This is a genomic window from Nostoc sp. UCD121 (assembly GCF_014222285.1).
Lineage (GTDB): Bacteria > Cyanobacteriota > Cyanobacteriia > Cyanobacteriales > Nostocaceae > Nostoc.
In genome coordinates this window covers 1-15603 of record NZ_JACKZS010000182.1, presented here as the reverse complement: position 1 = coordinate 15603, position 15603 = coordinate 1, and the positions used below count along the sequence as shown (strand labels likewise).

16 protein-coding genes are annotated in these 15603 nt (G+C 48.9%); 14 read left to right on the top strand and 2 right to left on the bottom strand.

Features of this window, described 5'->3' with window-relative positions:
• Positions 1-148 precede the first annotated feature (148 nt).
• From GNF10_RS27965 to GNF10_RS27905, 14 genes are all read left to right on the top strand, one after another.
• A complete protein-coding gene (locus GNF10_RS27965; RefSeq protein ID WP_185582089.1) occupies positions 149-871 on the top strand; it encodes a CPBP family intramembrane glutamic endopeptidase in 723 nt (240 codons plus the stop codon).
• Positions 872-899: 28 nt separating this feature from the next.
• Positions 900-1691, top strand: coding sequence for a CPBP family intramembrane glutamic endopeptidase (locus tag GNF10_RS27960; RefSeq protein ID WP_185582088.1), 792 nt, complete (start codon positions 900-902; stop codon positions 1689-1691).
• Between the two features lie 71 nt (positions 1692-1762).
• The gene (locus GNF10_RS27955; protein WP_185582087.1) at positions 1763-2518 is read left to right on the top strand and encodes an SDR family oxidoreductase; all 756 of its coding nucleotides are present in this window, start codon (positions 1763-1765) and stop codon (positions 2516-2518) included.
• 16 nt (positions 2519-2534) lie between these two features.
• Entirely contained in the window at positions 2535-3080 is a 546-nt protein-coding gene (locus GNF10_RS27950) for an alpha/beta hydrolase (RefSeq protein ID WP_260446010.1), read from the top strand.
• A 391-nt stretch (positions 3081-3471) separates the two neighbouring features.
• Positions 3472-4173: a hypothetical protein gene (locus GNF10_RS38965; RefSeq protein ID WP_260446009.1), complete on the top strand. Its 702-nt coding sequence runs from the start codon at positions 3472-3474 to the stop codon at positions 4171-4173.
• A gap of 114 nt (positions 4174-4287) precedes the next feature.
• Complete coding sequence (locus tag GNF10_RS27940) at positions 4288-4899, top strand: SDR family NAD(P)-dependent oxidoreductase (RefSeq protein ID WP_311774224.1); 612 nt, start codon at positions 4288-4290, stop codon at positions 4897-4899.
• Positions 4896-5060, top strand: a complete 165-nt coding sequence (locus tag GNF10_RS39350; RefSeq protein WP_311774223.1) for an SDR family oxidoreductase — start codon at positions 4896-4898, stop codon at positions 5058-5060. Before GNF10_RS27940 ends, GNF10_RS39350 begins: the two co-directional genes overlap by 4 nt.
• Positions 5061-5132: 72 nt before the next feature.
• Positions 5133-5420: a hypothetical protein gene (locus GNF10_RS27935; protein ID WP_185582086.1), complete on the top strand. Its 288-nt coding sequence runs from the start codon at positions 5133-5135 to the stop codon at positions 5418-5420.
• A 473-nt stretch (positions 5421-5893) separates the two neighbouring features.
• Positions 5894-6295, top strand: a complete 402-nt coding sequence (locus GNF10_RS27930; RefSeq protein ID WP_185582085.1) for a RidA family protein — start codon at positions 5894-5896, stop codon at positions 6293-6295.
• Between the two features lie 108 nt (positions 6296-6403).
• Positions 6404-7372, top strand: coding sequence for a zinc-dependent alcohol dehydrogenase family protein (locus GNF10_RS27925; protein ID WP_185582084.1), 969 nt, complete (start codon positions 6404-6406; stop codon positions 7370-7372).
• A gap of 79 nt (positions 7373-7451) precedes the next feature.
• The gene (locus GNF10_RS27920) at positions 7452-7838 is read left to right on the top strand and encodes a nuclear transport factor 2 family protein (protein ID WP_185582083.1); all 387 of its coding nucleotides are present in this window, start codon (positions 7452-7454) and stop codon (positions 7836-7838) included.
• A 213-nt stretch (positions 7839-8051) separates the two neighbouring features.
• Positions 8052-8441, top strand: a complete 390-nt coding sequence (locus GNF10_RS27915; protein WP_185582082.1) for a nuclear transport factor 2 family protein — start codon at positions 8052-8054, stop codon at positions 8439-8441.
• A gap of 415 nt (positions 8442-8856) precedes the next feature.
• Positions 8857-10920: a prolyl oligopeptidase family protein gene (locus GNF10_RS27910; RefSeq protein ID WP_221643532.1), complete on the top strand. Its 2064-nt coding sequence runs from the start codon at positions 8857-8859 to the stop codon at positions 10918-10920.
• Between the two features lie 268 nt (positions 10921-11188).
• Complete coding sequence (locus GNF10_RS27905; protein ID WP_260446008.1) at positions 11189-12760, top strand: alpha/beta hydrolase; 1572 nt, start codon at positions 11189-11191, stop codon at positions 12758-12760.
• Positions 12761-13088: 328 nt separating this feature from the next.
• On the opposite strand, the gene GNF10_RS27900 is transcribed toward GNF10_RS27905, so the two are convergent.
• A complete protein-coding gene (locus GNF10_RS27900) occupies positions 13089-14072 on the bottom strand; it encodes a hypothetical protein (protein ID WP_260446338.1) in 984 nt (327 codons plus the stop codon).
• A gap of 164 nt (positions 14073-14236) precedes the next feature.
• A protein-coding gene (locus tag GNF10_RS27895; protein WP_185583091.1) for an ISAzo13 family transposase occupies positions 14237-15459 on the bottom strand; the annotation gives its coding sequence in 2 pieces (ribosomal slippage) (positions 14237-14979 and positions 14979-15459; 1224 coding nt in all).
• Between the last annotated feature and the right edge of the window lie 144 nt (positions 15460-15603).

The following is a 15603-nucleotide window of genomic DNA, read 5'->3' as shown; positions in this document are numbered from 1 at the left end:
TTTTTGGGAATATGTCCTTCGGTATACTTTTGACTATCTACTTTTCCTAACTCATTAAAAAATGGGCGAACCGGGAGATTTGAGGGAACTTGATTCATGAACCCATCAGCAACTTGAATCATCAACTCGATCAAAGGAGTTTATCACCATGTCTAAAGTGTCTTCTAACCACCCACAGAAGCTCCCTGCCGCGTTCGCACCAAACAGGGTCTCCCGTCCAGGCTGGCTTGAGATCATTGTGGGTCTTGTCGTCTTCGCGATCGTCGGATTCGGGGTTGGTTCGCAACTCAAGCGGCTCGGTCTTGACCCCGTGGTCTACGGATTGGTCTTCACCTCGCTCTCCGGGATTGCCGGGATTGCCGGGTTCGCAGCGGCAGCACTACTACGGATTCGATCCCTGAGTGCCTTTGGCGTGCGCCGAGTTTCCAGACGCTGGCTGCTCATCGCGATCGGAGTCGGACTGGTTGCCTTCGTACTCAAGGGATTGGCAGTTCTGGGCTGGATTCAGATCACCGGGAACACCAACAATGTTCAGGGTGTGTACGCAGAGGGCGGCAGCGGCGGAGTACTATCCCTGGTTTTAGCCACGTTGTTCCTCGGAATCGTCACGCCTCTTGGTGAGGAGTTGCTCTTTCGGGGTGTCGTCGCTAACGCGCTGCTGCGCTACAATTCGTTCATCGGGGTCGTGGGTAGCACCGTGATCTTTGCCCTTGGTCACGGCATCAACATCGTCTTTCCCGCAGCCGTAGTCGCTGGTCTCGCCACCGCCGAAATCTTCCGCCGTAGCGGCTCGGTCTGGACTGCTGTCATTGTTCACATCGTTTTCAACTTGCCCAGAATTCCGGTGATGGTAGCTGCTGGCATGGGCTGATAGGACGGATCATCTGGAGGTTAAACTAATGGCAATTCTGAAACAATTCGGGATTCTATTTGGGTTGGGCAGTGTGGGAATTGCCATGTTCACGATCGCGTCTATTCCCTTAGTCGAGCAACAGTTAGCGAAACTGTCTCCAGAAATACTGGAAAAAGTGCCACCATTGGGGATTTTAATGCTTCTGCAAGGACTACAGTATTCAATTTTACTGGCAATCAGCATTCTAATCGGAATTGGTTGTGCCTATCGTGTTGGATTAAGCTCCCATTTGATTGATCATTGGGTGTTTCACACCGCTAAGTCTCCATCTTTTGCCGTTGAGATGAAATGGAGCTTGGGTGTGGGTGCAGCGGCAGCGATCGTTCTCTTGTTGCTCGATCAGTTGATGCAACCTGTCCTACCGGAAGCGCTACGGGCAGCCAATAATACAGAGCCAAGTTGGTTGAATTTGCTCACAGCAATGTTCTATGGCGGCATCACTGAGGAAATTTTGATGCGCTGGGGTTTAATGTCGCTGCTTGTTTGGATCGCGTGGAAAGGGCTAAAACAAGGCGTTACGTTGCCAAGTCAAGGGATTTACCAGGGTGCGATCGTTTTAGCCGCATTGGTATTTGGACTACTACACCTGCCAGCGACTGCCGCGATCGTTCCCCTCACTCCAGTTGTGATTATTCGGGCGTTGTTACTGAATGGGATTGCGGGGATTGCGTTTGGCTGGCTCTTTTGGCAATATTCACTTGAGGCTGCAATGTTAGCCCATATCAGCTTTCATGCCTTTTCCTTTGCTCTTAGCCTAATGCTTGCAAGATTTGTCTAAGCTTTTTTCTAAAGCGATTTCATGATTATTTCAAGAGAGAACAACCGGACTTGGATTTTAGGAGAAATAGAATGATACTTCAGGATAAAGTGGCGTTAGTCACTGGAGGCGCATCGGGAATTGGTCGAGCAACTGCGATCGCATTCGGTGCTGCTGGCGCAAAAGTTGTCTTCTCAGACATACGCAGTGTAGAAAGTGAAGAAACTGCTGATTTGATTCGCGAGACTGGGGCAGAATGCTTGTTCGTCAAATCAGATGTATCGAGTGAAGCAGATGTTCGGGAATTGGTGCAGACAGCGATCGCAACCTACGGCAAACTCGACTGTGCCTTTAACAATGCTGGAATCGATCGGGTTGTTAAACCGCTGCATGAACAATTGATCGAGGATTTTGACAAGATTCTGTCGGTCAATGCGCGAGGGCTATTCCTCTGTATGAAATATGAAATTCAACAGATGCTAACTCAAGGCTCAGGCGCGATCGTGAACAATTCATCAACGAATGGTCTCGTTGCGCTTCCAGGGATCTCTCCTTACGTTGCCAGCAAACATGCGGTGATGGGGCTGACGCGATCGGCTGCCCTCGATTATGCCAAACAGGGCATTCGGATTAATGCCGTCAATCCTGGTCCCATTGCGACTGACCTAATGGCTCGTAGCGCTGACCAGATGGGCATAACGTTTGATGATCTCGGGTCTATGGTTCCGATGGGTCGTATCGGTCAGGCAGCAGAAATTGCTCAAGCGGTTGTGTTTCTCTGCTCTGATGCTGCTAGCTACATCACGGGACAATCCTTAGCGATCGATGGCGGATATACAGTGAGTTAATTCAAGGAGAGATTCTATGTCAACTTTTGTCTTAGTTCATGGCTCCTGGCATGATGGTTCTGCGTGGAAAGCGGTCATCGACCATCTAGAAACCAAAGGACATCACACTTTTGCTCCGACGATCGCTGGACATGGGAAAGGCGTGAACAAAAACGTCAACCATGCTCAATGTACACAATCGATCGTCGATTACATTGTTGGCAAAGACTTAACCGATATTGTTCTGTTAGGACATAGTTTCGGCGGAACAATTATTGCGAAAGTTGCGGAAGCGATTAGCGATGGCTTCGCCGGCCAAAGGCAACGCATTAGACGGCTAATCTTCTTCGATGCCTTTGTCCTGAATGATGGTGAGAGCCTCACAGATAACATCCCACCCAGTTCTCAAGCATTATTCGATAGGCTAGCGAGAGGATCGGACGATCATACGATAATGATGCCGTTTGAGATTTGGCGAGAAGCATTTCTCAACGACGCTGACCTCGACCTGGCTCAATCGAGTTACGCGCAATTATCGCCCCAAGCGTATCAACCGTGGATTGACAAGTTGAACTTAAAGTAGTTTTACTCGCTGCCCATTCCCAAAAGTTACCTCTACTGTACGGAAGACAATTCGCTACCTCAAGGCGAATGGGGTTGGCATCCCAAGATGTCTAACCGCTTGGGACTATTTCGACTCGTGCAAATGCCGGGTGGTCATGAGGTGATGTTTTCTAACCCAAGTGGTTTAGCAGAAAAGATTATTGTGGCAGGACGCGACTAGCAGCGGAATTTTGTAACTACTCAGGTTGAAGCATAGACGGGATTGCAGAGTTATCCAAGAACAATTGCTTGAGGGCATCCAGTACATTGAGTCCTTGCTTCTTGAGCGTCGAGATATAGCCGCGAATCTGCAACAGAACACCCCTCATTACGTTTCCCAAATCAATGAACCTTAAACAGGAGAAACAATCATGACTACAAAAGAATCTCAATGCGATTGGACTGCTTGGTACGATACGATGCCCGGAAGTAGCTCCACACTCCATGTCACTGGTAAATGCACATTTCCCACTGAGGGCTATTCCGTTAAATTAGAGCGAGTCGAGGTTGGGATCGACCCTCCAGGAGTACTCCAACTACGTTACAGTGTTGAGCCACCAAAAGGTAAAGTTCCACAAGTTGTTACAGTAGAAGAAGTACGTTACAGCGAAGATCCTAATGTTGTCTACAAAGAAGTACAAATCCTTCCTGACAACATTAAAATTTCTGTCGAACAAGTTTCTCGTACAACACCGCTAAAAAATGGCATCTTAGGTTCCACAATTCTTCTGGCTTTAGCAACCAGCATGATAGCTCATTTTGCCCTACCTGCATCGGCAGATTCCACCGCTAATTTGCTCCTCAACTTGCAATGTGAAGGCGGATACAACGTCAATATCTGGAAAACTAAAAAATCAAGCGAACTCCTTTATCGCTCAGCCAGTTCCAACGGAAATTTGAGTTTGGGAAAAGGAACAAGTCAAGCAACAGAAGGCGTTCGAGTTTACAAGTTTCAGAATGGTAATTATCAATACTGGGTTTGGGATGGAACATTGGATAGCCAACAATCTGGAACGCTAGAAGTGTACAAAGACAACTCTATCCAACAGAAATATGCGTGTACAAAACGCTAGTTCAACTTTGAGCTAGCAATTCGTAAGCTGATCTATCGTGGCGCAACCTACTACAAGTTGAGTCATCAAGACACCACTTTTTTAGTCAATGCTTACTAGAACAGGAGAAATAGCATGATGCTTCAGGGTAAAGTGGCTTTAGTTACTGGAGGCACATCGGGAATTGGTAAAGCAACTGCGTTAACGTTCGGTGCTGCGGGTGCAAAAGTCGTGTTCTCTGGCAGACGCGAGGCAGAACGCGAAACCACTTCTGCGATGATTCATGAGCTAGGCGCGGAGTGTTTGTTTGTGCGATCGGATGTATCGAGTGAAACAGAGGTCAAGGCGCTGATAGACAAAACAGTCGCCACTTACGGAAGGCTAGATTTTGCCCTTAATAACGCTGGGTTTGGTACAGCCCCAAAGCCACTACACGAGCAGTCTGTTGAAGAATTTGACAGCATGATGGCACCTAACCTACGGGGTGTGTTCTTGTGCATGAAATATGAAATCCAACAGATGCTGACTCAAGGAGCAGGGGTCATCATCAACACCTGTTCATCAGCGGGATCGATCGGAGTGCCTGGAGCTGGCTCTTATACTGCAAGCAAACATGGTGTGATGGGACTGACCCGTTCGGCTGCGCTCGATTATGCCAAGCAAGGGATTCGGATTAATGCAGTCAATCCTGGCTATGTTCGCAACACAGAAATCGTGACTCCTGAGATCTTCAAGAGATGGGTATGACCTTAGAGCAGTTTGAGTCGATGGCATCGTCGAGCGTCCCGATGGGGCGTATGGCTCAACCTGAAGAAATTGCTGCAACGGTTGTGTTCTTATGTTCTGATGCTGCGAGCTATATCACAGGGCAACCCTTAGCCATCGATGGTGGACTCACAGTGAATTGAGCCATCAACAAATCAAATCACAATGGTTCCTTGAAGTGAGGGTCAACTTTACAATTTTAAGTGGTAGATAAAATGATTAAGTGCAAAGATTTTGCGCCTCGGATTACTAAACGGGGACCTTTCGGCGGACCTTCTGAGTATGAATCCTTCTCTGAGGTTGTTAGTGCTGTCAATCAGTGGATCGAAAGTAAAACAATACAGGTAATCAATGTTGAAACCGTTGTTTTACCAGATCGGATAGAAGGCACAAGTGATGGTGTCTACGGAGTGACGGTCAGTAATGGTTTCTACCCAGTGATGATCAGTCAAGGCGTTACAATCAATTGCTTTCAATGTGTGCGTGTCTGGTACAAAGAATGAGCTTTATCGGAGAAAGAATGAAGCGATTTACCTTGTTTACTTTCCTGTATCTCGCGCTGGGAGTTTGTCTGAGTGCGATCGCACTTGGATACCCAAACCTGCCTTCGGATCTTCAAAGAAGCTTGTTCATCAGTGCAGGAACCTCCTACATTTTTTGTCTCCTCAGCACCTTCCCATTTTGGCGCGAGAGGACGATCCGCTTCTATCGCAGACGGAATTCAGCGGTAATTCTACCCTGGTTGGTGATTGGATTCTATATTGTTTGGATGATCTGGGAGGTTCAGAGTCAGAACTGGACGATGGAAGCCATTTTAGGAGCGTTTTCGCGGCTAATATTTGTCTTAGGGTTTGCAGAAATCATTGTGATTACATGGCAAGTGAATTCTGAACATTAGTGTCTAAATCAGATGATGCCGAAACAAACTCGTTTCAGCAACGCGAGATACAGTCAAACGTACTACATAAGGAACACCATGAATAAGCCCAAGTTTTTTGTCACTCCTGGTTATGGGGAATCTAGGCTGGATGAATTGCATTACTCGCAAGCGGTAAAAATTGGCAATCGAGTGGAGACATCAGGTCAAGGCGGGGTGGATGACAATCTGCAAATTCCCGAATCGCTTGAGGATGAGATTGCCCAGGCGTTTCGGAACGTAGAGCGAACTTTGGCGACTGCTGGTGCGGGTTGGGAGGATGTTGTCCACATCAATTCTTACCATGTTGGCGGGTTCCCCCCAGAGGTTAACGAGGTGATGGTCAAGCTATTTCGTCATTATATGCCCAACCATGCCCCCATTTGGACAGAGGTAGGAGTCGCGGCTCTTGGACTGCCAACGATGCGGATTGAAATCCGCGTGACTGCAATTGTTCCGTGAGTTTTGCACTTAAAGGCAACGGGCTATTGCGAAGTTAGGGAGTTACTTCCGCTCAATGGTATCGAAATCCCGTCACTGTTTATTTTGAATCAAGGGGAGTTGGCACAGATGGAATCTATGAAAGCAGCCGTATTAACTGCGTTTGGCGATGCTGAGAAGTTTGAGATTCAAACTGTTCCCACACCAACACCGAAGTTGAATCAGGTGTTAGTCAGAGTTTGTGCAACCTCGATTAACCCGGTCGATTACCAAACTCGTCGTGGTGATTACAAGGAACTGGTTCAATTACCCGCTATCCTTGGAGTCGATGTTTCAGGGGTGATTGAGGCAATTGGCGAAGCCGTGACCGATTTCAAGGTGGGAGACAACGTGTATTACTCGCCGCAAATTTTTGGAGAATTCGGTAGCTACGCTCAGTATCATGTGGCTGATGCAGCGATTGTTGCATTGAAGCCTGCAAATCTATCGCACATTGAAGCAGCTTCTTTTCCGCTTGCAGGCGGAACGGCTTGGGATTGTCTGGTGACTAGGGGCCAGCTACAAGTTGGTGAAACAGTTCTCATCCATGCGGGTGCGGGTGGAGTGGGTTCGATCGCAGTTCAACTCGCCAAAGCGATAGGGGCATACGTTTTTGCGACGTGTAGTTCTAGAAACCGAGATTTCGTGACAGAACTGGGTGCAGATCGAGTGATTGATTACAAGAATGAAGATTACGTAGAAGTCATTCGTCAAGAAACAAATGGATTGGGTGTGGATTTAGTTCTAGATACGATCGGTGGAGAAACCATTCAGCGTAGTCTAGAAATCATTCGTCCCTTCGGTAGGCTTATCAGCATTGTAGACATTGCAATACCGCAATCGCTTCTTGAAGCATGGGGTAAGAATCTGACGATTCATTTTGTTTTTTCACCCCAGTATCAAGCAAAATTAGAGGCTTTGACAAAACTAATTGAGCGTCAACAGCTTCGCCCAGTGATTGATTCAGTATTCTCTTGGGATCAGGTCGTTCTGGCACATCAGCGTTTAGAGCAGGGAAGAACACGGGGCAAAATTGTACTGAAATTTACAGAAAATTAGACTAGCTTCACGGCGTTGGTAATTGCTAAACGGATTGGAGTTTGATTTTGTCCAGCAAAGCATCACAAGGGGGATGTTGATGAATGACCGACTGGAGCAGAACAAGAGAACCGTCACGGCGTTCTACGACCTGATGTTCAACCAGTGCCAGCCCCGCGAGGCCGTAGAGCGGTACGTCGGGACTACGTACACCCAGCACAACTCGCATGTGTCCGACGGCAAGGACGGGTTCATCGCGTACTTTGAGCAGATGGCGCGCGAGTACCCCGGTAAGCAGGTACAGTTCATGCGGGTGATCGCCGAGGGCGACTACGTGGTGTTGCACTGCCACCAGGTCTGGCCGGGTGAGCCGGACTGGGCCGGCATCGACATCTTCCGCCTAGATGCCGACGGCAAGGTGGTAGAGCACTGGGACGTGCTCCAGACAATACCCGAACGGTCGGACAACAGCAACGGTATGTTCTGACTGCCGCAGACGTGACATAAGATCCCAGGTCCGAACCAGGTGTTGCACCTGACTCGGCAGTACATGACGACTCTGAGAATTCGTAGCTCACCGATTGCTGCACTTATCTCCAGCAGGTCTGCAATCTTGACAAGTGGATCGACTCTGAACTGGCAATACCCGCGCAATTGTTGAGAAAAAGCGGCTCACGAATTGAGCAAAGGAGAAATTCCGATGTCAGACAAAAATAAAGCAATTTTAGAAGCGGCAAACGCTAAAGGCAACTATGAAGGATTCTTGTCGTTCTGCGCCGACGACATGGAATGGACGTTTGTAGGCGACAAGACCCTGAAAGGAAAAGAAGCTGTTCGCCAATGGATGGCAACGACATACATAGAGCCGCCCAAGTTTAGGGTCGCTCACTTCATCGCTGAGGGTGATTTCGTCACGGCACTCGGCGACATCACACTGAAGGACGAAGACGGGAAGGCGGCTGATTACTCGTACTGCGACATCTGGCGCTTTCGCGGCGGCAAGATTGTTGAATTAAGGGCTTTCGTCATCAAAACCGAGGTCAAGGATGAAACTAGCGGCTCATCGACGCGGGCTGATTCGATGCGATAGCGAAGCGCTGCTGCGAAGCGCAGATCGCAACCTGGAGGCGAATCGCTTCTAAATGGTTAATCAAAATTAGTTACGTATGAGCGAGGCAACTAGCAAGTGTCGATCAAAGTTGGTAAAGCGTAGTTCAGTCTCTTGAGAACGTGCTGAAAGAATTTGATCAAAACAATGTAATTAATTTTGTTTACCTACTTGCGATCGTTTAACCCAGGTAGTTATGGTCAACCATTTTGTTAGGTAGGTCAATGACATGTTCAAAACTGGAAAATCACGACAAGAAATACTAGAGTTCAACCTCTTTGGATTTCGACTCTCATTTCAAAAGATAAAGATACCGATGCGCCGCGCAACCCTTTTTGCGATCGCGCTACTCTCTACTACCCATTTCGCCTCCGCTTGCACGGATTCTACAGCAATCATGCCTACAATCACCTATCCTGAAACCAAGCGGGTCAATGTCGTTGAGGAACATTTCGGGCAGAAGGTCGCCGACCCCTATCGCTGGCTGGAAAACGATGTCCGCAACGACAAGGAAGTTGCCGCCTGGGTCGAAGCCCAGAACAAGGTGACTAACGCCCATCTCAACACGCTACCAAGTCGAGATATCTTCAAGAACCGACTGAAGCAGTTGTACAACTATGAGCGGTTCACCATTCCAGTCAAAAAGGGGGGACGATATTTCTACCTCTATAATTCCGGACTTCAGAGCCAGCGGGTTCTCTATGTCCGCGACAGTGTGGATGGCGCAGGGCGTGTGCTGATCGATCCCAACAGTTGGGCAAAGGACGGGGCGATCGCGCTGGCCGAATGGTCGGCATCTGACGACGGCAAGCGCGTGGTTTATGCGGTGCAGGATGGCGGCACGGACTGGCGCACGATTCGGGTGCTGGACGTAAACACGGGCAAGGTACTCGACGATGAGGTCAAATGGGCGAGGTTTACCAGCATCGCATGGGCTAAGGACGGCTCCGGCTTTTTCTACGCCCGTTACCCTGAACCGAAGCAAGGCGAAGTATCCCAGGCGGGCGTGACCAATCATGCCGTCTATTTCCACGCGATCGGCACGCCCCAAGCGCAGGATCGGCTGGTCTATGCAACCCCAGACCAGCCGAACATGATACATTCCTTGAGCATCACCGAAGACGGGCGTTACATCGCGATCGTTTCCACGCCCGCTTCGATCGGCAACAAACTGACTGTGGTGGATCTCCAGAGCGCCGACTGGAAACCCCGCAAGCTGGTCAATAATCTCGACGATCGATGGCACGTCGTCGGCAATGTGGGGACGAAGTTCTTCCTCATGACCACCAAGGACGCACCGCGCTTCAAGGTGGTGACGATGGACATCGCTGCCGCCGATCCGGTGATCACGGATGTGGTGCCGGAGCAGGATTCGGTTCTGAGCAATGCGTCGCTGGTCGGCGGACGGTTGTTCACCTCCTATCTGGTCGATGTGCAGACGGAAGTTCAACGCTACACACTTGATGGCAAAGCTGACGGCGTTGTGAAGCTGCCCGGCATCGGCACTGCGATCGGCTTTGAGGGCGACCAGAACGACCAGGAAACCTTCTTCGGCTTCACCAGCTTCAACGCCCCAGGCGTGATCTATCGATACGATGTCGCCAGCAATACGGCGCGTGTGTGGACACAACCCAAGGTTGCGATCGATCTAAATCGGATCGCGGTCGAACAGCGTTTCTACAAGTCGAAGGACGGTACCCGTGTCCCGATGTTTATTGTCCGGCGCAAAGATGTGACCAATCCAGCGCCGACCTTGCTCTATGCGTATGGCGGCTATGCCATAACCGAGCCTCCCGCCTTTTCAGCCGAGCGGCTAGCGTGGGTCGAACAGGGCGGGGTGTTCGCGCACGCCCATATTCGCGGGGGCTCCGAATATGGCAAGGCATGGCACGAAGCGGGTCGTCGTCAGAACAAGCAGAACGTCTTCGATGATTTCATCACAGCGGGCGAGTATCTGAAGGCACAGAGTATCACGCCCCAAAATGGCTTGGCGATTCAGGGCGGATCGAATGGCGGACTCCTGATCGGTGCAGTGGTCAATCAACGACCGGATCTGTTCGCCGCTGCGTTACCCCAGGTTGGTGTGATGGATATGCTCCGCTTCGACCAGTTCACAGGCGGGAAATTATGGCTAGACGAATATGGGTCTCCGGCACAGGAAGCGGATTTCCGTAACCTCTTGAAATATTCGCCTTATCACAACATCCAGTCCGGCAAGGCTTATCCTGCGATCCTCGCCACCACTGCCGACACGGACGATCGCGTGGTGCCGAGTCACACCTTCAAATATGTCGCTGCGCTCCAGGCGGCGGATATCGGTGACAAGCCCCACCTTGCCCGCATCGAGACACGCGCGGGACATGGAGCGGGCAAGCCCACGGACAAGATCATTGAGGAAACGGCGGATATGTGGGCTTTTGCCGCTCATTGGACGGGGCTGGATGTGAAGCCAGCGAAGTGATCGCATCAAACAAATCAACATACGTCGAACTAATCGAGGAAGCGTAACGCCTCACACCACTCTATTTCCGTCAATGCGTAAGTCCTAACAAACTAATTTACAGTCTGCGCTTTGGTGGAGTCATCGATGACCCCGTTAATACCTGAACCCATCAACAACTAGCTCGAAGGAGTTTATCCCCATGTCTCACATTTCTTCTAACCACAAGCAAGATCGTGGCCTACCCACGCACGGCTCTGAGCCAACGGTTCCCGCTAAGAGGAGAACTATGCTTGCTCACAAGCCCCACGTCCGAAGCTCGCTAATGATTGGGGCGGTGATATTGGTTCTTAGTGCCTGCGGCCAGCCCACATTCGGGCACCCGTCAGAGCCAGGAGGAAAGATCCCTGCGGATCTGAAACGCTTCTACGACCAGAAGCTGACCTTCGGCTCGTGCGAGGGCTATGCCACCACGGATGCCGACGCTAAGGACTTCGCCAACGACACCTTTGAATGCGCCCGACTTGAGGTGCCGCTCGACTACCAGAACCCCCGCGGGCGAACCGCGCAGATTGCACTGCTGCGCGTACCGGCAAAGGGCAAGCCGAGCAAACGAATCGGCTCCCTGCTGCTCAACCCAGGCGGCCCCGGCATGTCCGGGATGAGCTACGCGGCCACGGTGGCAGATGAGTCGGCCGACAGTCCGATCACCAAGCAGTTTGACCTGATCGGGTTCGACCCACGCGGGGTTGCGGCCTCGACACCAGCCCTAGACTGCTTCACCGATGCCGAACGAGAGGCCAACTTGTTGGTCAACCCGATCAACTCCGGGGGCAAGGACTACACCGACCACCAGACCCGTCAGTTGTACCAAAAATGCGCCGAGCGTTCCGGCGGTGAGGACGTGCTGGCTCACGTCGGCACGCGCGATGTCGCCCGCGACATGGACGTACTCCGCGCGGTGCTCGGCGATGACAAGCTCTCCTTTTTTGGCGCCAGCTACGGTACCCGGCTCGGCGCGATCTACGCCGAAACCTTCCCGCAGAACGTGCGGGCCATGGTGCTCGACGGCGCGATCGACCCCACCACCGGCACCACCGAGCGTCACCTCGTCCTGTTCGCGGGTTTCCAGCGTGCCTTCGACAACATGGCGGCCTTCTGCGCTAAAACCCCGACTTGTCCGCTCGGCACCGATCCCAAGCAAGCTACCGCCGCCTTCCAGCAGCTCGTGCGGCCACTGATTGATAAACCGATCATCACCGCAGACGGACGCAAGGTCACTTACACCGCCGCAATTGGGGGCGTGATCACTGGGCTTTATAACGATGTGAGCTGGCCTGCGGTGATTCTAGGCATCACCGAACTCAAGGCCGGAAGCGGTAAAACCCTGCTGTTCTTGAGCGACATCCGCACCCAGCGCAATACCGACGGTAGCTATGGCAATGGCAACGAGTCCCTGGTGGCCATTAACTGCCTCGACGAGGAACGCCACACGCCCGAGCAGGAGAGCGCAATGACGCGCGACATTTTCAAGGTTGCGCCCTTCCTAGACACCGGTCGACCCGTCAACGCCCGCGACCTCTGTGAGCATTGGCGCGTGAAACCCACCCTCGGCTACCCCTATGCCCAGAACATAAAAGGACTCCCTAAAACCTTGGTCGTGTCGGCCACCCGCGATCCGGCTACCCCGCACGAGGGCGGCATCAGCCTTGCCAAGACGCTGGGCGCGAGCCTGCTGACCGTCGAGGGCGAACGGCACGGTGTAGCCCTCATCGGCGGCAATGCGTGTATCAACGACATCGTCGCCGACTACCTCATCGGTCTCAAAATCCCCGCAGACGGCGCTCGCTGCGTCCTTTAGGCGTGTTGGGACACTAGAGCAGCCTGAACAGAGAGTGAGCGCTGCGGCAGCAACGCTCACCATAGTGTGGGTTCCCTCCAGCGCCAAAACTAAGGATTTAAACCTCACTGAATTTTGCAGCCTGAAACCCTTGTTGCTACGTTACCAAATGCTGTATTAAATAACTTAGACTTCAATTGGCACAGTAAAAATAAGGTTTTTCGGCGATTTTCAGATCGTAGAGCAATTTTATTTCTGTAACACTTTAGGAGCAAGGCTTTCAGACATTACGTGGCGGCTCATGTTACGCTCGCTACTTTTACCCCTTTTAGCATAGTAAATCCAGGAATTATTTACTATTACTCAATCCTCCCTTTGAGCGCGATTTATCCATTAACGCTTGTTGGGTAAAGAAACGCAGACTTTCAATCTGCTCAATTTCGTTTCCTGTTAATCGAGTTTGTATCTCTTCATACCAGTTTCCCTGACTGTAGCAGGTTTGCATCACAGGAGTATTATCCCCATGACGGTAAACACTCAGAGTATTGCTATCTAAGCTGGCACTCAACTCCCGTCCTTTGATACGGAAGTTATTGGTAACAAGCATATAGTCAGTGATTATAGAAGGCAAATGTTTGAGAGTAGAAGGCAGAAGGTTAAGAGAAGGAGGAACAGCGGAAGATTGCTCTTCCAGGAATTGTTTAGCAGTAAGACCGTTTTCTTCTGAAATATCCTGTTGTGGGTGCTGTTTCTTTGGATGCGGCTGAACTTTTTTCTTGGTCTTATTTGCTTCCGAAGTGGCGTTATATTCTAATTTTGGTTGTATTATCGAAATCTCACTGGGATAATTACTGTTTAGTGTATATGTAGTAACAAGTTTTTTAGAGTTACTATCGGTATCACTATTAATATCACTTGTACTGCTATTAGTAGGTTTATCACTATATAAGTAATTATTATTACTTAAAAGTATGCTATTTATGCGAGCAATTGCTCTGACTTTAGCTTGTTGAATTACTTCTTTATCTTTCTCTTGGTCGTATGTTATTCCGTATTCAGACAGCAGTTTGTTCCAACTATAGGGTTTGTATACTTGATAACCAGCGATTTTCACATCATTATGGATGTAGGTAAAACCTAGTAGTTCCTCCCCCCGTATTTTAGGCAATACCCCAATGTTATTTTCCTCCAGGCGTTGAATAAACGTAGAGACGGTGGGACTATCCTTAATGGCTTCTTCTATGGCTTGGCGAATAATTTCCTTACTTGCTGGGGTTTTGTGCTTAATGTTGACTGCTCTAAGGGACTTCCAGAGAATAAAATATACAGTCAATAAAAATGATAATCATTTTAAGGAGGGAGAGAGAGGTTGCCGACGGCAACCTCTCTCTCCCTATAAATATGCAAGATAAATGTCTGCACAAAGATAGTTCTTAAATGCAGTGAGCAGAATTGATATTGATATCGATTATTTTGGCGCTTTTAAATTTTTGGAAATTACGTTACTCCACAACAGATATCAATAAACCACTTACCTAAATTTGGTAAATTATCTTCGGTAAAATTAGTCAAACGTTCAATCTTATTTTCAATTTCTTGCATAGCTTTTTTAGTTAGACGGACTCCGCTAGAGTAAGTCTGAGTAACTAACTTAACAACTGGATTTTTCCCATTCCACGTCATAGTTTTAGCAAAATTTAATGCAGTTTCAACTTCATCTAGAATGCTGCCATTCCAATGATTTTCTAAGGCAGCCCAAGTTCTTTCAATGGGATTATATTTACTGTGATAGGGAGGATAGTAAGCTAAACGTATATTTAATTGGTGTGATTGAGCAAATTCAACTATACGTTTCATGAACTGAGTGCGTCTAGAACTATTCTCTCCTCCATTATCTTGATTAATCAGCAAAGTTTTTATTTGCGAAAATCGCCAGCTTTCCGATTTCCAAAAATCTGCTAAAATATCAACGATAAAATCGCTAGTTACCTTAGATTCTGTAAAATATAAAAATAGCTCATCAAACGCTGGAAGAAAGATGCCGTAGGGAGCCACAGTTGTTTTTGGGTGGAAGTCATGGTCATCAGTTGCTGTTGGCACTCGGTTTCTACCACCACGGTCAAATGAGCCGATATTTACACGAGCTTTCGCGTCTAGACTGAGGCGTAAAACACTTGGGTCTTCTATTGCTTCTTGATGAACTACACCTAATTGCTCAAAAATTGCGTCAGTTTCGGGAATTTTTTTTGAGGTTGAATTTTCGCAACCCGTTTCAGGCGATATCCTAAATCATTTAGCTTAACGCGAATTGTTTCTGAAGTTGGTAATTCTTCTTCAGCATAGCCAAATTTCTCAATTAATTGATGTCTTACAACAGATGCGCCCAGGCGGGTATAAAGTCTTTGACTTTTAAAAGTTGGGTCTATTTGACTTTGAGAATCGACTAGTTTTTTGATATCTTCTAAAAGAGTTGGTAGGCGTTCTTCTGCTTTTTTTCTTCCTCTACCTTGATAATTATCCACACAAGTGATACCACTATTTAATTCTTTAATTCCTTTACCAATAGTTACACGGTTCCATCCTAACTCTCGCTCTGCTAGAGACTGTCCTCCGTGTCCTAATGCCACAACTGTTTGTGCTATAAATTTACGTTTAGCTGCTCCTTTTAATTGATGTGCGGTTTCCTTCAATAACTTTTTCAATGCATCTGTTAATTGTATTGACACCTCAAACATCCCAAAATCGAATCATCATTCAATTTACTACAACTTGGGGTGGGAGAGGCTGCCAACGGCAGCCTCTCCCACCCCCCTAACAATGATTATCATTTTTATTATCTGTATATTTTATTTTCTGGAAGTCCC